The organism is Hymenobacter sp. J193, assembly GCF_024700075.1.
Taxonomy (GTDB): domain Bacteria; phylum Bacteroidota; class Bacteroidia; order Cytophagales; family Hymenobacteraceae; genus Hymenobacter.
The window spans coordinates 2,679,862-2,700,382 of the sequence record NZ_JAJONE010000001.1 but is presented as its reverse complement, the minus strand read 5'-3'; the positions used below and the strand labels follow the sequence as shown (position 1 = coordinate 2,700,382).

Genomic DNA, 20,521 nt, shown 5'->3' with positions numbered 1-20,521 from the left:
TATTTTTAGTTGTCCGTTGTCCGTTGTCCGTTGCCAGCTACTAATCAGGCCATTAAAAGCAGAAGCTCCCGGCACTTGAAGCACCGGGAGCTACCATAAAAGTCGTTGAGCAATACTACCTCAACAAAACAGCCCGAAAACCGACAATGAATAACTACTACCCTATACCAGCTTGCCGTACAGGTCGAAGTCGGAAGCCTCAGTGATTTGCACCTGGGCAAAGTCGCCGAGGCGCACGTAGGTGCCTTTGGTGGCGGGTACCAGCACTTCGTTGTCTACCTCCGGCGAGTCAAACTGGGTGCGGCCCACGAAGTAGCCACTTTCCTTGCGGTCGAAGAGCACCTTATAGGTCTGGCCTACTTTCTCCTCGTTCAGCTCCATCGAAATGCCCTGCTGCAGCTCCATGATCTGGTCGGCGCGGTCCTGCTTCACGTCGGCCGGCACATCGTCGGGCAGGGAGAAGGAGTGCGTGTTGTCCTCGTGGGAGTACGTGAAGATGCCCAGCCGGTCGAAGCGGGTTTCTTCCACGAAGTTGTACAGGTCCTCAAAATCCTGCTGCGTCTCGCCGGGGTGGCCGGCAATAAGCGTAGTGCGCAGGGCAATGTTGGGCACGCGCTGACGGATGGTATCCACCAGCTCCACGGTGCGCCGCTTGCTGATGCCCCGGCGCATGGTTTTCAGCATGTTGTCGGAAATGTGCTGCAGGGGCATATCCAGGTACTTGCAGATGTTTTCCCGCTCATTCATCACGTCCAGCGCATCCATCGGAAACTGCGAGGGGTAGGCGTACTGCAGCCGGATCCAGTCGATGCCGTTCACATCGGATAAGTTGCGGAGCAGGTCGGCCAGCTTCCGCTCGCCGTAGTGCTGCAGGCCGTAGTAGGTCAGGTCCTGGGCAATCAGAATCAGCTCTTTGGTACCCATGCTGGCCAGGCGCTTGGCTTCCTTCACCAGATCTTCGATGGGCCTATCGACGTGCTTGCCGCGCATGAGCGGGATGGCGCAGAACGAGCAGGGCCGGTTGCAGCCCTCGGCAATCTTGAAGTAGGCGTAGTGCGCGGGCGTGGTCAGCAGCCGCTCGCCTACCAGCTCGTGCATGTAGTCGGCCTCCAGCTTCTTCATCAGCTGAGGCAGCTCCAGCGTACCAAAAAAGGCATCTACCTGCGGAATTTCCACCTCCAGGTCGTCTTTGTAGCGCTGTGACAGGCAGCCCGTCACGTAGAGCTTCTCCAGCTTACCGGCTTCTTTTTCGTCGGCGTAGCGCAGGATGGTGTCGATGCTTTCCTGCTTGGCGTTATCGATAAAGCCGCAGGTGTTGATGATGACGATGTTGGCGTCGCTCGTAGCGGCTTCGTGGGTAACGTCGAAGTTATTGGCGCGCAACTGTCCCATCAGCACCTCCGAGTCGACGAGGTTCTTGGAGCAGCCCAGGGTGATGACGTTGACTTTATTGGCCTGCTGGCTTCTTACTTTCATGCTGCGTGAGTTGGCGGGCGGCCGGACAATTTCTTAGAAGTGAGAAACTTGCCCGCCTGAGGCCCGCGGCGAATTGAGGACCGCAAAGGTACGAACCCGGCAACGCCTTTTCCTACTCCGAACGTTCCTTTCGCTATGCGCAGCCGGCGTAGCGCTCCTCAGGCTTTATAGTCCCCGCCCGCCTGTGAGCACGCTATAAACACCCGGCACCAAGCGCCGCAACGCTGCCCCCAACAGCACCGCCAGGGCCACAATGGCCAAAGGCAGCAGCAGGAACACCAGCAGGTTCTGGCTAGGCCAGGCGCGTAGGGCCGTCTCGGTGACGTAATTGGCCAGCGGCACGTGCAGCACATAAATCATAAAGGAGAAGCCTGTAAGCCAGTTAAACCAGCGCTGGCTCATAGCCACCCGCACCAGGCCGTCGGTGCCAAACCACATGACCAGCACGCCCAGGGCCTCCGCCGTTTTGTGCAGAAACAGCATCAGCAGAAAGGGCGGGTGCTCGAAGCAAAAGGCCAGCCAGGTTTTCAGGGCTAGCAGCCCCACCCACACCGCCGCAAACAGCCCCAGCCGAAACCAGCGCGGGGGCGCCAGCACATTGAACTCCGTTTTGCGAAGCCACACGCCCAGGGCAAAAAACACCAGCCCCGTGCCTTCAAAAAGGGGCGGGATGCCAAACTCAGTAAACCACAGCAGGCCCGCAACGGAGAAATAAACCCAGGGCCCGCGCTCCACCGCCGTGCGAATCCACGGGTAAGCCAGGTTGTACACCAGCAGACTCCGCAGAAACCACAGCTGAAAGGGCACCGGAAACAGCAGCCACCGCAGCAGCAGCTGGCCGGGGCTGTAGCCGCTCACCAAGGCATTATCGGGGCCAAAAATGCTTAGCCCGGCATTCAGCACCAGCTGCCGGGTAGCGGGATACTGTTCCAGCGCCCAGGTGAAGGCCAAGCCAAAAGCGCTCCACAGCAGATAGGGCACCAGCAGCGTACGCAGGCGTCGCCTTACCCGCTCTTTGTGTGGGGCCCTGGTATCGTGATAGGCGAACAGGTAGCCGGAAATGGCGAACAGGATAGGGATGCGGAAACGCAGCAGCCCATTGGCCAGAAAATATTGGAGCCACGAGCCCACCGTCAGCGGCTCGTCTACGGCCGTCCAGGGTTGCAGATAACGCGGGTGCAGGTTGTAAGCGTGCACGTATACCAGCAGCACCATGGCCACCAAGGACCAGAACCGGAGCTTCTGACTCAGGAATGAGGGCAAGCGGACAACAGACGTTTCGGAAGTAGTAGGCGGGAGCGTAGAGACAGGCTGCATACCCGACAGATAGCTTACGCAGGTTGAAGCGTTGCCTGTCTGCTCAATAATTTACCTCACCTTTCACCCCTTGGGTTAAACACAATGGGGCGCCTCCCCATTCAATATGCGGAGGCGCCATTGTGACCAATGATGTCGTGCTGCTACTTCTTGAACAGCGAGTTCACGAACGTGTGCCGGTCGAAAAGCTGCAGGTCGGTCATTTTTTCGCCCACTCCGATGTAGCGCACCGGCACCTGGAGCTGGTCGCTGATGCCGATAACCACGCCGCCCTTGGCCGTACCGTCGAGCTTGGTGATAGCCAGGGCTGTTACCTCGGTGGCTTTGGTGAACTCCTTGGCCTGCAGGAAAGCATTCTGGCCGGTGCTGCCATCGAGCACCAACAATACCTCGTGGGGCGCATCGGGAATCACCTTCTGCATCACGCGCTTGATCTTACTGAGCTCGTTCATCAGGTTCACCTTGTTGTGCAGGCGGCCGGCCGTGTCGATGATGACCACGTCGGCGCCCAGCTCTACGCCTTTTTGCACCGCATCGAAGGCTACGGCGGCCGGGTCGGTGTTCATGCCGTGCGAAATCACGGGCACGCCCACGCGCTGCCCCCAGATGATGAGCTGGTCTACGGCAGCGGCCCGGAAGGTATCGGCGGCACCCAGCACCACTTTCTTGCCGGCGCTGTGAAAGCGGTGAGCCAGCTTGCCGATAGTAGTGGTTTTGCCTACGCCATTCACGCCTACCACCATAATCACGAAAGGCTGCCCGGTATTGTCGGGGCGGTCGAGGATGGCGCGGGAGCCGGTAGCGCCGCTGTTGCGGTCTAGCAGCTCCACTATTTCCTCACGCAGGATGCGGTCCAGCTCCGAGGTGCTCACGTACTTGTCGCGGGCCACGCGCTTTTCGATGCGGTCGATGACCTTCACCGTGGTATCGATGCCCACATCGGCGTGCACGAGCAGGGTTTCGAGGTCGTCGAGCACGGCCTCGTCCACGGTGCTTTTGCCCACCACGGCCTTGCTAAGCTGGTCGAAGAAGTTGGTTTTGGTTTTCTGCAGGCCCTCATCAAGCGCCTGCTGTTGCTCCTTGCTTTCCTTGTCCTTCTTGAAAAAATCGAAAAGTCCCATAATTAGGGTCTTGGGGGCGTTGAATCCTGAAAGGGGTGTAGGCTAGTCGGTTAGGCTGGCAGTGATATCCAGCTCCGTAACCAGCCGACCCTTGGTATTGAGAAGGAAAGCTCGGCCATTTTCTTCAAACCAGTAGTGGTGGCCCTGATTGGTACTGATGTGGGTAGCCTGGACCTTACGGCCCTGGTAGCGTGCTCCATCAAACGCATTCACGCTCACCAGCTCCTGGCCAGCCTGCTTGCACAAGGCGCGGGACACTTTGTAATAGCGCGGCTCATTGGCTCGCGCCTGGGCTTCCCGGAAGGCAAAGTCAGGCAGGGCCGCTATCCGCCGGTCTACTTCCGCTTCCATTTGCGGAATGGTTAGCACGCGCAGGTTAGGCAGGCCTCGAAGCCAGCGGGCATTCAGGTCAACCAAATCTTCCTGCTCGGAAAGTTGGAAGAACTCATCCCCGATGCTGTTGAGTTCGTCACGCGTGTCGTTGTCGCCCCAATAGTCATCCTCCAGATATGCCTGCAGGCCGGCGGCTCCAAGCCCATCAATCAGCTGAGCCCCGCGCTCAAACAAAGCCAGATGTTGCCGGGCTTCCATGGATGCCAACCCCTCCCGAACAGTACGCACCATATCCGCGTCCCAGCCCGAGTTATAGACAAACTGCGAGAAGCCACCATTATTTACCTGAGCCAGGTAATAGTCCACGTAGTAGCTGCGCAGGGCATCGGGAGCCAACTCCTGATTGGTGAAGTAGCTGCTACGCAACGCATTCACAAACGTGATGTTGGAATACACCACTGCGTAGGCATCCGGGTTATCGAAGCTGTCCTTGGATACAATAACCGACGAGTCAACCGGCCCGGTGGAGGAGGGTACTGAAGTCACAAGTGGAAGTTTAGGAAAATAACGACAAGGTACTGCAACCAATTGGCAACAAAACGAAAAACAAGCCCCCTATCCGCTGGGCCGAAGACTACAATAGTCTGGCACTGGATGAGTGGCTTGTTTCCTGATGTCTTGTCTGGGTAGCCGGGGGCATATGCCCAGGCTGGGCCGACACAGAGCCCGAATTACTTAACGCCGGTGGCGAGGTAATCCTGCACTTTATCAACGGGCACCATTTCCTCGCGGAAAGTATAGGCACCAGTTTTCTCCGATTTCACGGCGCGAATCACCTTCGCCCAGTCTTTGCCGGTAGCCGTCTTCAGGGTTGCTACTACTTTCTTAGCCATTGCTCAGGTTACTTAATTTCCTTGTGAACGGTCATCTTCCGGAGCACGTTGTTGAATTTCTTCAATTCAATACGCTCAGGCGTGTTCTTACGGTTCTTGGTGGTGATGTAGCGCGAGGTGCCCGGCTGCCCCGAGTTCTTATGCTCAGTGCATTCAAGGATTACCTGCACCCGGTTGCCTTTCTTAGCCATCTCGACGGGGTTTTTGGATTAAGGACTGCAAAGGTAAGAGGCTTTTCGGAAATGTCAAACAGTTGATAGTTAAATGGCTGAATTGTTAGCGTATTAAATGGCTGAATGGTTATCTGGCTGAATGGCTGCATGCTTGAATGGCCGACTGGTTTTCTGGCTGAACGGCTCGTCAGCGTGAGCCGCGCGAATCCGGCCATATTAGCTTGTTGCGCCACTCGGAGAGGATGGCTTCGCCCGCAAGCCATTCAGCCAGATACTATTCAGGCTACAGCTTGGGCAGCTTGAAGTCGTCCAGCGCGCTTTTTTGGCCATCAGCTTCTCGATGTCCGCCACGGTGCGCGGCGCCTCGGCCGACATGTTTTCCCAGCCGGTAGGGGTAATCAGTATGTCGTCTTCGATGCGCACACCGATATTCCACCACTTCTGGTCGCAGGGGCTGCCCTCGGGGATATAAATACCGGGCTCCACGGTAATAACCTGGTTGGCCGCCAGCGGGCCGTACGTGCCCCGGTCGTGCACGTCGAGGCCCAGGTAGTGCGAGGTGCCGTGCGGGAAATAGCGACGGGCCTCTTCCGGCTTCTGAATAATGCCCAGCTTAATCAGGCCGTCGGCAATGACCTGCTCAGCTGCTTTGTGCGGAGCCCGGAACTCGGCCCCGGGCTTGCAGGCCTGAAAAGCGGCCTCCTGAGCTGCCAGCACCAGCTCGTAAATCTGCCGCTGGGCCGGGCTGAACTTGCCGGAAGGTGGCACCGTGCGCGTCACGTCGGCGGTGTAGCCGTGGTACTCGGCGCCGCAGTCCATCAGCAGCAGGTCGTTTTTCACCTGGGGCTTGTCGTTGGTGATGTAGTGCAGCACGCAGCCGTTGGCGCCGGCACCCACAATGCTGGGGTAGCCTTCAAACTCGGCACCATACTTCTTGTACACGTATTCGTGCAGGCCCTGAATTTCCATTTCGCCCATATCCGGGCGCACGGCTTTCATTACCTCCTGCTGGCCCACGGTGCTGATGCGAATAGCTTTCCGCAGGTGCTGGAGCTCCTCCGGAGTTTTGACCTGGCGCAGCACGTCCAGCGCGTCGTTGAGGGAGGCATTATCGTAGCGGCTGGCGGGGCGGGCGGCCAGGGCTTTTTCCCGCTCGGCATCGGTGGTGGCTTTCAGGTAGCTCTGCACGTAGGCATCCTGGGCCAGCGCGGGTATTTCCTTGCTCAGGTTTTCGAGGTAGCCTTTGATGTTGGCCGCGTTGCTCACGCCGTAGCGCTGCATGGTGCGGTACAGCTCCACCTGCTTGGGGTTGAAATCGGTGGGAATACCGGCCTGCTGCCGGAACGTGGCCACGAGGCTGAACAGGTCGGCGGGGTCGGTGGAGTCGTCGCGCACGTCGGCGGGCAGCTCCGTAAACAGCACCGTGCCGAAGTCGGCCCACCGGATGCCGGCAGCGGCAAAGGTCTTATTATCGGCCGTGTACTGCAGCTTGAGCTGCTCTTTGACCCCGGTGGCACCCAGGCGGCGGCCGGTCCACTGCTCGCGCTGGGGGTTGCGGGGCTGCACAAACAAGGCCTCGGTGATGCCCGCCTGTCCGCCTATCGTCTGCGGCTCTTTGAACAGTACCAGCATGGCCTCCGGCTCGTCGTAGCCGGTCAGGTAAAACAGGTCGGGACTCTGGTGGTACTGAAAGTCAACGTCGTTGGCGCGGTTGCGCACCGGCGCTGCAAACAGCACGGCCACCGACCGGGCCGGCATGGCCTGGCGCAGCAATTCGCGCCGCTGCTTATGAAAAGCCGGGTCCAGAAAATCGGCGGGACGGTCGGGGCCGGCGGCGCGCTGGGCGGAAGCTACCGGCGCCGCGGCAGCAAAAAGGCTGGCGGCCAGCAGCAGCCGCACCGACGTAGTGAGTAGAGAGTGAGCCATAGTGAGGGCAAGGACAACTAACGGCCCCCCGGCGTTGCGCGGAGGCGGGTTGCCCGGGCGTAAGATGGCAAAAAATACTCCCCGCCGGATGCGGCCGGTCACAACAACGCGAAGCACCCGCAGAGTAAATTCCTTTACCAGGAAAAACTCCGCGGGTGCTTCGCGCTTGCTTGACTTGCTTTATTTCTGCCGAAGGCAGAAGAAGCTAGTAAACGATGAAGCCCTGCTCTTTGGCTTTCTTCAGCACCGACATGATGCCGTTCTTGTTGATGGTGCGGATGGTGCTGGTAGCCACCTTCAGCGTCACCCAGGCGTCCTGCTCGGGGATGTAGAAACGCTTCTTCTGCAGGTTCGGGTAGAACTTGCGCTTGGTTTTGTTGTTGGCGTGCGAAACGTTGTTGCCTACGCGGGTACGCTTGCCGGTCAGATCACAAACTCGGGCCATGATATCTAGGAACTTGAAGGTGTCAATACTGGAAAAGGGACGCAAATATCGGCATATCTTCGACAGTAACAAACCCACGGGCTGAAAAATAGCAGGTTAGCCGTTGAAGTGACACGTGATGAGGTGACAAGTGACAGGTAAAAATCGACAGGCAACACCTTCTCAACGGCTTTTTTACGTGTTCCGTGTCACCTGTTACTTGTCACGTGTCACCTTCTTTCGCCACGGGCAGTGCCGGCAGCCGCTGCCGCAGCAGGAGCCGCGCCGCCGGTGGTACTGCTCGGTAAAGACCAGGTAGCCTTCGGGCGTGTAGTAAAAGTCGCCGGGCTGCAGGGGTTGGGGCTGGGGAGGCTGAGGCACGAAAGCAGAAGGGTTTAGGCAAAGATACGACGCGGCGCGGGCCGGCCTTTTTGCGTAGTTTTGACCTGTACCGAGTTTCCAGTTGCCTGTTCCCAGTTGTCAGTCGGTTATTTATTGATCTATACCTGGCAACGGGCAACTGGAAACTGAAAACTGACCACCCCAAACCCACCCAACAATGGAAGCTACCGCCACTACCGCCGCCCGCAGCCAGGAGCTGATGGCCCTCGAAGACCGTTATGGTGCCCACAACTACCACCCGCTGCCCGTGGTGCTCAGCCGGGGCGAAGGCGCGTTTCTGTGGGACGTGGAGGGCAAGCGCTACTACGATTTTCTCTCCGCCTACTCGGCCGTAAACCAGGGCCACTGCCACCCGCGCATCATCGGGGCCCTCACCGAGCAGGCCCAGAAGCTCACCCTCACGTCCCGCGCCTTCTTCAACGACCAGCTGGGCGCGGCCGAAAAGCAGCTGTGTGAGCTGTTCAACTACGACAAGGCCCTGCTGATGAACTCGGGCGCTGAAGCCGTAGAAACCGCCCTGAAGCTGGCCCGCAAGTGGGGCTACCAGGAAAAAGGCATTGCCCCCAACCAGGCGCGCATCATCGTGGCCGAGCACAACTTCCACGGGCGCACCACCGGCATCATCTCCTTCAGCACCGACCCCGACTCCACCGGCGGCTTCGGCCCCTATGTGCCCGGCTATCAGGTGGTGCCCTACGACGACCTAGCCGCGCTGGAAGAAGCCGTGCAGGACCCGCACGTGTGCGGCTTCCTGGTGGAGCCTATTCAGGGTGAGGCCGGCGTGATGGTGCCGTCGGATGGCTACCTGGCCAAAGCGGCCGCCATCTGCAAAGCCCACAACGTGCTGTTCATTGCCGATGAAATCCAGACTGGCCTGGGCCGCACCGGCGAGCTGCTGGCTGTTTGCTACGAAGGTGTGCACGCCGATATCCTCATCCTGGGCAAGGCCCTGAGCGGGGGTGTGCTGCCGGTGTCGGCAGTGCTGGCCCGCAACGAAATCATGCTTACCATCCAGCCCGGACAGCACGGCTCCACCTTCGGCGGCAACCCGCTGGCCTCGGTGGTGCTGCGCGCGGCCCTGGATGTGCTGCTGGACGAGAAGCTGACCGAAAATGCCCGCGCCCTGGGGGAAGTGTTCCGGGAGCGGATGCGCCGCGTGCAAGCCAAGCGCCCCGAAGTGGTGGAGCTGGTGCGCGGCAAGGGCCTGCTGAACGCCGTCATCATCAAGCCCCACGCCGACGGCCGCACGGCCTGGGACGTGTGCGTGACGCTGATGGAGCGCGGCCTGCTGGCCAAGCCCACCCACGGCGACATCATCCGCTTTGCCCCACCCCTGGTCATCACCGAGGAGCAGCTGCACGCCGCCTGCGACATTATCGAGGAAGTCATTCTGGCATTCTAAGGGTTCAGCTGTCAGTTCCCAGTTGCGTGTTGTCCGTGTTTGTATAAGAACTGCCTGACAGCACGCAACTGGAAATTAAATAACTGAGTAGTTTCCCGGGCTGGATATGGATTTAACTCAGGAAGTCAACTAGTTCACCGGGTAGCGGAACGGTTTGGACGAAAAGGGTAGTTAGACAGCCGCAAAGCTGCGTAGCTTTGTAAGGTCTTCACTGCTTTTCACTGGCTATGTCAACTCGTTACTCGCTGCTTTTGTGTGCCTCCATCCTGACGCTGGGCAGCTGCCAGAGCGCCAAAAACGCTTTTCAGCGGCCCTCAGGCCAGGCAGTGGCTAGTACTACGTCCGTGGTGATGATGCACGACTCGCAAGGACCCGAGCCTACCCGCGTGCTGCTTTCCCCTGAACCCGCTCCGGCCGCCAAGCAGCTCGACAAGTAGCGTTTTAACTCAATTTACTGAAGCGCGCCGCGTTGGACTTTTTCGGGTCCGGCGCGGCGCGCCGGCGTTCGGCCCAACGAGGCGCGGGCGGGTTGCGTACCTTGGCGCCGTACTCTTCTTCCGTATTCTATGCCTTGTACAGGTACTCGCCGGGTGTGGCAGCGCGCCGGTTTCTTTTTCCTGGCTGCGTGGCTGCTGATGGGCTGCCACAGCCAGCAGGCAGCTTTTTCGTTCAGGCCCGCACCTATACCTCTAGTAGCCGCGGCGCCTGCTGGTACGCCGGATAGCCAGCCGGCCGCGCCGCTGCTGGAAGCTTCCGTGGCGCCGGCGGCTGTGCCTACCGTACGGCATTCCTTGCCCGCCCGCCCGGCGTTGCCGCGCCGCGTGCTGGCCGCCCGGCCCGCTACTCCGGCCGTGCAGGCCGCTACCGCCACGGCCCGGCCGCAAAAAGCGCCGCACCCCAGGCTGGCACCCACCGACCGGGAACACGATACGCTGCATCTGGTGCTGGGCGGTTTGCTAGTTATCGGTGGGGTGCTGACGGGGCTGCTGCTCGGCGGCTGGCTGGGCTTGGGCGTAGGCGCGCTGATTGTGGTGCTGGGCTACTACTTCCTGGTGATGGGCATCGGGGGCAGCCACGCCTGGCAGGAAATCTTCCAGGAGTTCTTTAATATGTAGAATGGAAAAGCAGACGCTCTGGTGGGCATGGATAATTTTCGGGCTGTTGGCTGGTTGCCGGAGCGAGCGGGTGACGTTTCGGTTTCAACCTCGCTCTGAGGCAGTGGTAGCGTACAGTTCGTGCGATAAAAACACAAGTATTTTACAGCCGGCTGACAAAAGGAAGTTGCAAGTTGCCGTGCCCACTACTACTCCGCAACGGCTGGCAGCAACCGTGCACGTTACTTCAGCAGCGGCCAAGCGAAATCAGCGCCTGACGGTAGTTGCACGGCAGCGGCGGCAACTAACTCCTGCTTCACCGTCGCTGCTTCGAGAGACAAGGCTTAAAAAAACTCACAGTATTGCAGCAAGGCTGCAACGACCTCTTAAGAAGTTTGAATCCTCGTCTTTATTAGAACCTTCTACTTTATACATAGTGGGAGGTTTTACACTCGTGGTATTTCTAGTTGCAAAATTCCCACTAGTCTCTCTCATAGTACTGGGCACAATTGTACTGGTGGGCATTGGGTTTTTACTTTCATTCGCTTTAAGTTTTAAAGGCGACTGGCCTTACGGGTAACTCCTCACAAGCGCGGTTTTCCTCTTCTGTTGAGCATTATCTTAGAGTGACCCTAGCGCAAAACGCTGTATACAGCTGCAAAAAACAACAGAGGCCCCGCGCTGCCGAGTGGCAAGGCGGGGCCTCCGTGTTTATTTCTGATTATCAGTTGGCCTAGGAAGTAGGGCGGCCGGCGTGGGAGGTGCTGTCGTTGGGCTGGTTGTTGCGAAACTCCTTATCGGAGCTGTCGGCGCCCCGCTCGTCGGAGGGAGCAGCGTGGGAACCCTGGGGGCTATGGGTCTCCGGGTCGAACTTGCCTTTCTTGGCGCCGCCGCTGTGGCCTTCCCGGCTCGGCACGTTTTCGCCGCGGGTGTTGGTAGCGTCGCCGGCCACGGGGCCTTCGTGCGGGCCCGAGGGCTGGCCGCTTACGCCGGGTGCTTGCTTGCCGGTTTCGGCACTGTTGGGCGAGTTATCCGTTTTCTTATTTTCCATGGTTGTGGTAGGTTAGGTTGAGAGCCTATCCGAAACGACTGTTGCGGTAAGCTGCCCTATTGTACGGCCGGTACGTTCCGCGGGATAAGGCCCAGCTTAGGCGGGAACAGGAAAAGAAGCCGTATCTGCTGGCGCTGAGGTATAAAAACACTGTCAGGAATCTTGCCGTTGGCCTGCCGGGGTCGTAGGCAATGCTGCCGCTGCACTGCTCCCCGCTGGCAGTTATAACTCCCGCCCGCAACCTTACCTTCGCCTTGGTTGTTCTCTCCCGTCTTACCAATTGTAACGTCCATGCCGAATCTGCCAACGCACCGGCCCCGCCGCAACCGCAAGTCCGAGGTTATCCGGGATATGGTGCAGGAAACCCGCCTCACCACCCACGACTTTATTTACCCCGTTTTTCTGATTGAAGGCCAGAACCAGGAGCTGCCCATCCACTCCATGCCGGGCATCAGCCGCTTCACCGCCGACCGCCTCATCGATGAAATCGGGCGGTGCGTGGAGCTGGGCGTGAAGGCCTTTGCGCCGTTCCCGAGCATCAACGACGCGCTGAAGGACCGGCTGGCCCGCGAATCGGCCAACCCCGAGGGGCTGTACCTGAAGACCGTAGCCGACATCAAGCGCCAGTTCCCCGATGTGGTGCTGATGACCGACGTAGCCATGGACCCCTACTCTTCCGACGGGCACGACGGCGTGGTAGATGCCGAATCGGGCGAAATCTTGAACGATGCCACCCTGGAAGTGCTCGGCCAGATGGCCCTGGCCCAGGCCCGCGCCGGCGCCGACATCATCGGGCCCTCCGACATGATGGATGGGCGCGTAGCCTGGATCCGGGAAGTGCTGGACCAGAACGCCTTCTCCCACGTGAGCATCATGAGCTACACAGCCAAGTACGCCTCGGCGTTCTACGGTCCCTTCCGCGACGCCCTGGACTCGGCCCCCAAACGCGGCGACAAGAAAAGCTACCAGATGAACCCGGCCAACCGCCGCGAGGCCCTGCGCGAGCTGGCCCTCGACGAAGCCGAAGGCGCCGACATGGTGATGGTGAAGCCCGCCCTGAGCTACCTCGACGTGATTCACGACGTGAAAACACACACCAACCTACCCGTTACGGCCTACAACGTGTCGGGCGAGTATGCCATGGTGAAGGCCGCCGCCCAGAATGGCTGGCTCGACGGAGAGCGGACGATGATGGAAGTGCTGACCAGCATCAAGCGCGCCGGCGCCGACGCTATCCTGACGTACTTCGCCAAGGAAGCCGCCGCCGTGCTGCGGCGGGGGTAGGCATCTTAGATTCATAATACTTTGTACTGAAAACAGGTGGCCGGCACAAAGCAGGGTTCAGTCGTTTTCGATATAGGCACTATCCAGGCACTCCTTATCCACCCTAGCAGATGCTGCTGGGTTCATGCCTGGGTAAATCCAATTTTCTGGATAATTGAAAAAGCCCGTCGGCATTGCGTCGGCGGGCTTTTCGTCGTCCAATAGCAATAGGCACTAAGCCCCAGAATCGTCTAAAACATGTAGAATTCCTGCTTATCAGGAGTCTGCCGCTGCCCGAAGACGTCTGTGCCCAATTCGGTGGTTAAAACCTATGAGCAACCCAATGAGTGGAGCCACATAGACTGCATAATCGAGAAAGGCATTCCAAGACTGCAACTCTTCTATCTTCAGACATAAAAGCAGTACTGCAAGTCCAGCAATGAACCCGAATACTCCTTGCAAGAAGTGCTTCAAAAGTAAATTTTCTCTTTTATCCTCTTTGAGGTATTTGTAGCCAGTTGACAGAATACCTATGAGAAAGGCCACACCGCCAATGATTGTTGCAGCCAGACCGGACTCAACTAGCCCAACCTGCTTGCCAATAAGCACACTTAATAAACCAACGCATAGAGCCGTTGCAACCACTCCTGCAAATCCGTATGCCAAGGCAACAAGAGTTTCCTCAAATGCCAAAAGCAGTACATTGACCTTCTCCGATTTCGCCATGTTTTCTGAACCTATAGATAGGCCAATATACGCGAATGGCTGAGTCAAACACTAGTCGTTGCTAGCATCGGATTCAGTAGTCACTATACTTCATAACAGAAATGAAAGTGGCTGCTACTTTGCAAACGGCCACCGACCCAGCTTCCGGCTCCAGAGCAGGAACACCACGGTGCCCAGCCCCATCATGAGCACGGCCCCCAGCTGGAAGGGCAGCACCCGGCCCGGCAACCCGGCCCAGCCCAGCGAAATGCCATCCTGAATGCTGTAGAACATCCAGAGCCACACGGCCACGGCCACGACGACGGGCAGCGGGTAGAGCGGCATCCGAAACGGCAGGCCCGCGGTGCCCCGACGCCGGCGTAACAGCATCAGCCCCACGGCCTGACCCACAAACTGCACCAGGATGCGCATGGCCAGAATGGCGCTGATGACCTCGCCCAGCTTAAAGAGCAAGCTGAACACGAACCCCAGCCCGCCCAGCAGCAGCAGCGACACGTGCGGGAACTGCTTGGTGGGGTGGGTACGGGCGAAAACCGGCAGAAACTCCCCATCGGCGGCGGCGGCATAGGGAATGCGCGAGTAGCCCAGCAGCACGGCAAACAGGGAGGCAAATGCCACCCACAGCACCAGGGCCGTAGCGGCTTTAGCAGCCGCGGCGCCGTAGAGCTTCTCCACGAACGTACTCACGATGAACTCGGAGTGCCGGGCCTCCTGCCAGGGAATGACCGAGCCCACGCTCCAGTTGAGTAGCAGGTACAAAGCCATGATGCCCAGAATGCTCAGGAAGATGCTGCGCGGAATGAGCTTGTGCGGCTCCTTTACCTCGGCGCCCAGGTGGCACACGTTGTAGTAGCCCAGGTAGCTGTAGATGGTCTTGACCGCCGCTTGCCCCATAGCGGCGGAAAGCAGGATACCCGGCAAGGCTGAAAACCCGCCTTCGGGCAGCCAGGCCACCGCATGCTCGGCGTGGGTGACGCCCCCAAAGATCAGCCAACCCATGAGACCCAGCACGCCCACCCAGAGCATGACGCCCAGCTTGCCAATGGCCTCGATGCGGCGGTAGAGCAAGGCAATGAGCAGCAGTACCACTACCCCCGACACCAGCTTGGGCTGCCACCACTCCGTGAGCGGCACGAGGTAGCCGAAGTACTGCGCGAAGCCGATAGCGCCCGACGCCACCACCAGTGGGGCCTGAATCAGCGTTTGCCATACGTAGAGGAAGGATAGCAGCCGGCCCCAGGTATGCTCGCCATAAGCCAGCTTGAGGAAGCGGTAGGAGCCGCCAGCTTCGGGGTAGGCCGCGCCCAGCTCACTCCAGATCAGCCCATCCACCAAACTCAGACCCGCGCCCACCAGCCAGGCCAGCAGGAAGTTTGGCCCCATAAAACCCATCACCAGCGGCAGCGTGACAAATGGCCCGATGCCCACCATATCAATCATGTTGAGGGCGGTAGCTTGCAGCAAACCAAGGCGGCGGTGGAGGGGTGCAGAGGTAGCGGTTTGGTTCATAGGGCAGACGCCATACGGAAAAGAAAGCGGGACGAGAGGACGTGGGCGTAAAAGCCAGGGAAAGGTAAAAGGTTTGCATCCGGCGGCCTACCTCCTGGGGGAATACGTGCGCCCGCCTTCATCCTTTAGGAGTTGGCCCGCGTATCCTTCGGCTGACGTTATTTTCTCTATGGCAAACCCCAACTCCTCAAAATCCGCGCTCTACGGCGGTCTGGTGGCCAACATTGGCATTGCGCTCAGCAAGTTTGTAGCCGCCTATTTCACCCGCAGCTCGGCTATGCTCTCGGAAGGCATTCACTCCCTCGTGGATAGCGGCAACGCTATTCTGCTGCTCTACGGGGTAAGCCAGAGCCAGAAGCCCGCCGACGCCCGCCATCCTTTTGGCCGTTCCAAGGAGCTGTATTTCTGGGGCCTGATAGTGGCCGTGCTGATTTTTGCCATTGGCGGCGGCATGTCGTTCTACGAAGGCATAAAGCATATTGAGCACCCCGAGCCCCTCACCGACGCCCTCTGGAACTACGTGGTACTGGGCATTGCTATCGGCTTTGAGGGTTGGGCCTGCTGGCTGGCGGTGAAGGCCCTCATGCAGCAGAATACGCACGCTCAAGCCGGCTTCTGGACCATTCTGCGCCAAAGCAAGGACCCGGCGGTGTTTGCCTCCGTGCTCGAAAACCTGGCGGCGCTGCTCGGCCTGGCCATTGCCCTGCTGGGCGTGTATTTCGGCCATGCGTTCAACAATCCTTACCTCGATGGAGCCGCTTCTATTGCCATTGGCTTGCTGCTGATGCTGGTGGCGGTGTTTCTGGTGAGCCGCACCAAGGGCCTGCTGGTGGGCGAAGGCGTGGATGAGGAAACTCTGGCCGGGCTGCAGGAAATTGCCCGCAGTCAGCCCGAGGTAGAGCACATTTCGCCGCCCCTCACCATGTACCTGGGTCCGCAGGACGTGATGATGGCCCTGGATGTGGAGTTCCGCAACGAGCTGACGGCCGTGCAGGTAGAGCACGCCATCGACCGGCTACAGGACGCCATCAAAGCCAGGTATCCGTACGTGCGCCGCATTTTCGTGGAAGCCAAAGCAGTGTCGGCGCGGCAGCGGCAAAGCCAGCCGTAGCCCGGTCATGAACTCCGGCACCTTAACCTTAGGAGCCTTTTTGGGGTACACGTCAGCGGAAACCCGCGCCGGGCTGGGGCGGGTAGCATCATTCACCTAATCCGTGACTATGTCGGTTGCTACGCTTACTCACAACCCCTTTCGCTCGTTTTGGATGGCCGGCTACGAATGTACCGACCAGCAGAACTGCTTTGGCCACCGCGTCGATTTTCTGCCGCTGACGGGTCATTTGCAGCTTATCGAGCAGGATTACCAGGATCTGCAGTCGTTTGGCCTGGGCACCGTGCGCGAGGGAATCCGCTGGAGCCAGGTGGAGAAAACCCCCTACCAGTACGACTGGAGCACCGTGGCCGATATGCTGGCGGCCGGCCAGCGCAACGGCATTCAGCAGGTCTGGGACCTGTGCCACTTCGGCTACCCTGATGACCTGACGCCCCTGCACCCCATGTTTGCGCGGCGCTTCGCGGCTTTGTGCCGGGCCTTTGTGGCTTTCTACCGCAGCCTGCGGCCCGACGACGAGCTGATTGTGACACCCATCAACGAAGTGAGCTTTATGAGCTGGCTGGGCGGCGACGCCCGGGGCACCGTTCCCTACTGTGTGGGCCAGGGCTGGGAAGTGAAGTACGGGCTGATGCGTGCCTACATCGAAGGGGTGGTGGCCCTGCGCGAGGCCGACCCCACCGTGCGCATCATGACCACCGAGCCGCTCATCCATATTGTGCCGCCCCTGAACGCCAGCCGCGCCGAAAAGCAGCGGGCCAAGGAATTTACGGAACACCAGTTTCAGGCCGTGGATATGCTCTGCGGCCGCATGTGTCCCGAGCTGGGCGGTCGGCCTGAGTACCTGGATATTCTGGGCTTCAACTACTACTACAACAACCAGTGGGAAATTCACACCCACCACCGCCTCAACTGGGTGAATGAGCCCTACGACCCGCGCTGGAAGCCCATGAGTGCCCTGCTGCGGATGGCCTACAAGCGCTACCGCAAGCCCATTGTGCTCAGCGAAACCAGCCACCCCGGCATGGACCGCCCTTCCTGGATGCAGATGGTGGGCGAAGAGTGTGCCGAAGTTCTGCGCCAGGGCATTCCGCTCTGGGGCGTGTGCCTCTACCCCATCCTCGACCGGCCCGACTGGGACCACCTCGACCGGGACTGGCACCGTTCCGGCCTCTGGGATGCCGTGCTGCGCCCCGATGGGCCGCCCGTGCGGGTGCTGCACGAGCCCTACGCCGAGGCCCTACGCGACGCCCAGGCTTTGGTAGAGCCCCTGCTGGCTACCTCCACTGAAGCCTTCACCTTTTCGGCCCTGTAATCCGTCGTCGTATGGCTGACTCTTCCCACCCGTTGCTCGCGCTGTTCCGCCAGTCGTTTGCCGATAACACCCTGTCGCAGGAGGAAGCCAGCCGGCTGCGGGCCCAGCTGGCGGCCCACGGACAGCACGGCAATGCGCTGGACGAGCTGCGCCACCAGCTGTTTGCCGTAGTGCGGGAGCGGTTCAACACCCTGCCCGATAAAGCGGCCATCGACTGGCTGGAGGCGGCCGGCGCCCTGCTGATGCCCTCGGCCGGGGCGTCGGCGACGCACACCGAAGTGTATTTCAGCCCGCTGGACAACTGCGCCGATGCCATTCGGCGCTTCATCCAGCGGGCCGCGCACTCGCTTGATGTGTGCGTGTTTACCATTTCCGATGACCGGATTACGGATGCCCTGCTGGCCGCGCACCGCCGGGGCGTGCACCTGCGCCTGCTCACCGACAACGAGAAGCTCTACGACAAAGGCTCCGACATCCGCCAGCTGCACGCGGCCGGTATTCCCGTGCACGTCGATACCACGGACAACCACATGCACCATAAGTTTGCCGTAGCCGATGGCCGCTCCGTGCTGACGGGCAGCTACAACTGGACCCGTTCGGCCTCGCTCTACAACCACGAGAACCTGCTCATCGCCGACGACCCAAAGGTTATTCGCAGCTACCAGCTGGAGTTTGAGCGCCTCTGGGCCGAGCTGCCGCTGATGCCGCCCCTAGCAGGTAAAAACCTGGCAGAATAACCGCAAAAGCGCGAACTTCGGCCGGCTGCTTGCCTGTAGTGCGCTTTTATATGACGACTATTGCCTGTGCTTCGCTGGTTTCGCCGGCTGGCTTGCTGGAGCTGCGCGGCTCCGATGCGGGCCTGCGGGCCGTAGAGTTTGCGCGGCTGCCCGCCGAGCCGGCAGCTTCTACCCCACCCGGTGCGGTGCCCAGCTGCCTGAAACCGGCCTATGAGCAGCTGCGGGCCTACTTCGGCCGTGAGCTGCGCGACTTTCAGCTGACCTATGACCCAAGCCTGGGCACGGAGTTTCAGCGGCAGGTGTGGCAGCAGCTTACCTATATTCCCTACGGCCAGACGGTGTCGTACCTCACCGTGGCTCACCGGCTGGGCAACCCGCTGGCGGTGCGGGCCGTGGGCGCGGCCAACGGGCAGAATCCGCTGGCTATTGTAGTGCCCTGCCACCGTGTCATCGGGGCCAATGGTCGCCTGACGGGCTATGCCGGGGGCCTAGGGCGCAAAAAGTGGCTGCTGGACTTCGAGCAGCCGCCCCGCCAGACCACACTGTTTTAGGTTGTTGCAGTGCGCCGGTTTGCTCTTTTTTCAGGTAGTATATTTGTCGGAACACCCTGGGAGCTTGCAACCTCCCGGCCGGTTTCCTGACCTATATTCTCATGAAAAACTATTTGTTGGGCGGCATGCTGTTGCTGGCCGCTTTGCTGCCCCTCACGCCGGCCTCGGCCCAGAAAGTTAAGATCAAGCAAAAAGCCGGGGCTACCTCCCTGCCCGACGCTGCCCGGCGCATGCTGCCTTTGTACGGCGGCGTATCAGCTGCCGAAGCCGAACGGCTGGCGGGGCCGGCTGTGCTGGCCGATGCCACCCGCAGCTTCGCGTCGCGGGCCGAGGCCAGCCGCTTCTTCTCGGATAAGGGCTTTGAGTACCTGCAGGAAAACCAGCCCGACACGGCCATGTACCGCTTCAACCTGGCTTGGGCCCTGGACCCGCGCAACCCCGATGCATTCCGCGGGCAGGCCGTGGTACTCAGCCAGCGCGAGGCCGCGCCAACCGAAATTCTGCCACTTCTGCAGCAAGGCCTGGTCCTTGCGCCCGACAACGCCGCGCTGCTGGGCGACCTGGGCACGCTGCAGCTGCTGCAATACACCACCAGCAAAAAGAAGCGCGACCTGACCGATGCCGTCACCACGCTGGAGCGCGCCGTGCAGTTCCAGCCGGCTAATGCCAGTGCCTGGAGCCAGCTGGCCCGAGCCTACTACCTCCAGGAAAAATATCCTCAGGCCTGGGAAGCCGTGCATACCACCCAGAAGTACAACATGGCGCTGCTGGATTTCGGCTTAATCAGTGAGCTGCTCGCCAAGCAGCCCGACCCTCAGGGCAAGTTCAAATAAAAGCTCCAGGCCGGCGTTGCGCAACGACGAAGGCCCGGCCGGCGTATGCCGGGCCATTACCATGCGTTCCTGCCTGTGAATCTCCGTTTTCTTCTGGCCGCTTCGTTGGCCGCCGTTGTCTGCACCCCTTCCAGGGTTCAGGCTCAAAGCGCCTCGCGCGGTAAGCGCTACTACAGCCACCAGGCCCGGCCTTACTACCGGGGACCGGTACGGCTTACCTTCGGGGGCGGTATTTCCTACTATAACGGTGACCTGACCGGCTCCCTGGGCGAAAACTTTATCGGGCCGGCCATCAGCGTGGGTGCCCTCTACAAGCTGTATCCGGGCCTGCAGGTAGGCGGCGAGTTTACGTATTTCCAGGTGGGAGCCAAAGACCGGCTGGCCTCGCGCGGCCTCGCGTTTCGGGGGCGCAATGCTTCCCTTATTGCCCAGGGACGCCTGACGGTGCCCGGTCCCGGCGACTTTGCCGATGGCCCCGGTGGGCCGGCCACGCTTAAACCGTATCTGCGGTTTGGCGTGGGCGCCTTGCTGTACAGCCCTGAGTCGTACCACGGCACCGAGCGGCCCACCAACGACACGCAGTTTGACTCGCCGGAGCGCAACGACTACCCCGCCACGGCCCTGATTGCGCCGGTAGGACTGGGACTGACGGTGCGCGCGTCCCGCCGCGTGGGCATCACGGCCGAGGGCACCTACTTCTTCACTACCACCGACCACCTTGACGACGTGAGCCGACGGGCCAACCCCGACCGCAACGACGGCTACGGCCTGCTGGAGCTGAAAGTGGAGTATGCGCTCCTGCCCTAAGGGTATTCAGCAAATACACAAAAAGGCCCGTCGCGCAGTGCGACGGGCCTTTTTCAA

General features: G+C 60.2%; 23 protein-coding genes. 11 read left to right on the top strand and 12 right to left on the bottom strand.

Annotated elements, in window-relative coordinates; genetic code table 11:
* Positions 1 to 162: 162 nt before the first annotated feature.
* The 9 genes from rimO to LRS06_RS11750 form a co-directional block, all read right to left on the bottom strand.
* Positions 163 to 1,476 (bottom strand): 30S ribosomal protein S12 methylthiotransferase RimO, encoded by a 1,314-nt coding sequence (gene rimO, locus LRS06_RS11790; protein WP_257871676.1) that lies wholly within the window; start codon positions 1,474 to 1,476, stop codon positions 163 to 165.
* A gap of 165 nt (positions 1,477 to 1,641) precedes the next feature.
* A complete protein-coding gene (locus LRS06_RS11785) occupies positions 1,642 to 2,793 on the bottom strand; it encodes an acyltransferase (RefSeq protein WP_257871675.1) in 1,152 nt (383 codons plus the stop codon).
* 143 nt (positions 2,794 to 2,936) lie between these two features.
* Positions 2,937 to 3,914 carry a signal recognition particle-docking protein FtsY gene (gene ftsY / locus LRS06_RS11780; RefSeq protein WP_257871674.1) on the bottom strand — a complete coding sequence of 326 codons (978 nt, stop codon included), beginning with the start codon at positions 3,912 to 3,914 and terminating at the stop codon, positions 2,937 to 2,939.
* A gap of 42 nt (positions 3,915 to 3,956) precedes the next feature.
* Positions 3,957 to 4,793, bottom strand: coding sequence for a DMP19 family protein (locus LRS06_RS11775; protein WP_257871673.1), 837 nt, complete (start codon positions 4,791 to 4,793; stop codon positions 3,957 to 3,959).
* A 185-nt stretch (positions 4,794 to 4,978) separates the two neighbouring features.
* Complete coding sequence (locus LRS06_RS11770; RefSeq protein ID WP_149069607.1) at positions 4,979 to 5,140, bottom strand: DUF4295 domain-containing protein; 162 nt, start codon at positions 5,138 to 5,140, stop codon at positions 4,979 to 4,981.
* 8 nt (positions 5,141 to 5,148) lie between these two features.
* The gene (gene rpmG, locus LRS06_RS11765; RefSeq protein ID WP_019946888.1) at positions 5,149 to 5,331 is read right to left on the bottom strand and encodes a 50S ribosomal protein L33; all 183 of its coding nucleotides are present in this window, start codon (positions 5,329 to 5,331) and stop codon (positions 5,149 to 5,151) included.
* Between the two features lie 198 nt (positions 5,332 to 5,529).
* Positions 5,530 to 7,239, bottom strand: a complete 1,710-nt coding sequence (locus LRS06_RS11760; protein ID WP_257871672.1) for an aminopeptidase P family protein — start codon at positions 7,237 to 7,239, stop codon at positions 5,530 to 5,532.
* A gap of 205 nt (positions 7,240 to 7,444) precedes the next feature.
* Positions 7,445 to 7,684 (bottom strand): 50S ribosomal protein L28, encoded by a 240-nt coding sequence (rpmB, locus tag LRS06_RS11755; protein ID WP_044003635.1) that lies wholly within the window; start codon positions 7,682 to 7,684, stop codon positions 7,445 to 7,447.
* A gap of 195 nt (positions 7,685 to 7,879) precedes the next feature.
* The gene (locus LRS06_RS11750; protein WP_257871671.1) at positions 7,880 to 8,044 is read right to left on the bottom strand and encodes a DUF5522 domain-containing protein; all 165 of its coding nucleotides are present in this window, start codon (positions 8,042 to 8,044) and stop codon (positions 7,880 to 7,882) included.
* Between the two features lie 178 nt (positions 8,045 to 8,222).
* On the opposite strand from LRS06_RS11750, the gene rocD reads away from it, so the two are divergent.
* The 4 genes from rocD to LRS06_RS11730 all read left to right on the top strand — a co-directional run bounded on the left by rocD (position 8,223) and on the right by LRS06_RS11730 (position 11,141).
* On the top strand, positions 8,223 to 9,467 hold the full coding sequence (gene rocD / locus LRS06_RS11745) for an ornithine--oxo-acid transaminase (RefSeq protein WP_257871670.1): 1,245 nt from the start codon (positions 8,223 to 8,225) through the stop codon (positions 9,465 to 9,467).
* A 227-nt stretch (positions 9,468 to 9,694) separates the two neighbouring features.
* A complete protein-coding gene (locus LRS06_RS11740; protein WP_257871669.1) occupies positions 9,695 to 9,904 on the top strand; it encodes a hypothetical protein in 210 nt (69 codons plus the stop codon).
* A 129-nt stretch (positions 9,905 to 10,033) separates the two neighbouring features.
* Positions 10,034 to 10,582 carry a hypothetical protein gene (locus tag LRS06_RS11735; protein WP_257871668.1) on the top strand — a complete coding sequence of 183 codons (549 nt, stop codon included), beginning with the start codon at positions 10,034 to 10,036 and terminating at the stop codon, positions 10,580 to 10,582.
* A 1-nt stretch (position 10,583) separates the two neighbouring features.
* Entirely contained in the window at positions 10,584 to 11,141 is a 558-nt protein-coding gene (locus LRS06_RS11730; RefSeq protein ID WP_257871667.1) for a hypothetical protein, read from the top strand.
* Positions 11,142 to 11,294: 153 nt separating this feature from the next.
* On the opposite strand, the gene LRS06_RS11725 is transcribed toward LRS06_RS11730, so the two are convergent.
* Positions 11,295 to 11,612, bottom strand: coding sequence for a hypothetical protein (locus tag LRS06_RS11725; RefSeq protein ID WP_257871666.1), 318 nt, complete (start codon positions 11,610 to 11,612; stop codon positions 11,295 to 11,297).
* Between the two features lie 291 nt (positions 11,613 to 11,903).
* On the opposite strand from LRS06_RS11725, the gene hemB reads away from it, so the two are divergent.
* Positions 11,904 to 12,896, top strand: coding sequence for a porphobilinogen synthase (hemB, locus tag LRS06_RS11720; protein ID WP_257871665.1), 993 nt, complete (start codon positions 11,904 to 11,906; stop codon positions 12,894 to 12,896).
* A gap of 255 nt (positions 12,897 to 13,151) precedes the next feature.
* On the opposite strand, the gene LRS06_RS11715 is transcribed toward hemB, so the two are convergent.
* Together LRS06_RS11715 and LRS06_RS11710 are read right to left on the bottom strand one after the other, a co-directional pair.
* A complete protein-coding gene (locus tag LRS06_RS11715) occupies positions 13,152 to 13,601 on the bottom strand; it encodes a hypothetical protein (RefSeq protein WP_257871664.1) in 450 nt (149 codons plus the stop codon).
* A gap of 114 nt (positions 13,602 to 13,715) precedes the next feature.
* Positions 13,716 to 15,110: an APC family permease gene (locus LRS06_RS11710; protein WP_257871663.1), complete on the bottom strand. Its 1,395-nt coding sequence runs from the start codon at positions 15,108 to 15,110 to the stop codon at positions 13,716 to 13,718.
* A gap of 169 nt (positions 15,111 to 15,279) precedes the next feature.
* Between LRS06_RS11710 and LRS06_RS11705 the strand changes: the two genes are divergently transcribed.
* The 6 genes from LRS06_RS11705 (at position 15,280) to LRS06_RS11680 (ending at position 20,464) form a co-directional block, all read left to right on the top strand.
* Positions 15,280 to 16,221, top strand: coding sequence for a cation diffusion facilitator family transporter (locus LRS06_RS11705; protein ID WP_257871662.1), 942 nt, complete (start codon positions 15,280 to 15,282; stop codon positions 16,219 to 16,221).
* A 109-nt stretch (positions 16,222 to 16,330) separates the two neighbouring features.
* A complete protein-coding gene (locus tag LRS06_RS11700) occupies positions 16,331 to 17,536 on the top strand; it encodes an amine oxidase (RefSeq protein WP_257871661.1) in 1,206 nt (401 codons plus the stop codon).
* Positions 17,537 to 17,547: 11 nt separating this feature from the next.
* Complete coding sequence (locus LRS06_RS11695; RefSeq protein WP_257871660.1) at positions 17,548 to 18,273, top strand: phospholipase D-like domain-containing protein; 726 nt, start codon at positions 17,548 to 17,550, stop codon at positions 18,271 to 18,273.
* A gap of 50 nt (positions 18,274 to 18,323) precedes the next feature.
* Positions 18,324 to 18,824, top strand: a complete 501-nt coding sequence (locus LRS06_RS11690; RefSeq protein WP_257871659.1) for a methylated-DNA--[protein]-cysteine S-methyltransferase — start codon at positions 18,324 to 18,326, stop codon at positions 18,822 to 18,824.
* A gap of 101 nt (positions 18,825 to 18,925) precedes the next feature.
* Complete coding sequence (locus LRS06_RS11685) at positions 18,926 to 19,657, top strand: hypothetical protein (RefSeq protein ID WP_257871658.1); 732 nt, start codon at positions 18,926 to 18,928, stop codon at positions 19,655 to 19,657.
* A gap of 75 nt (positions 19,658 to 19,732) precedes the next feature.
* On the top strand, positions 19,733 to 20,464 hold the full coding sequence (locus LRS06_RS11680) for a hypothetical protein (RefSeq protein WP_257871657.1): 732 nt from the start codon (positions 19,733 to 19,735) through the stop codon (positions 20,462 to 20,464).
* Positions 20,465 to 20,521 lie beyond the last annotated feature (57 nt).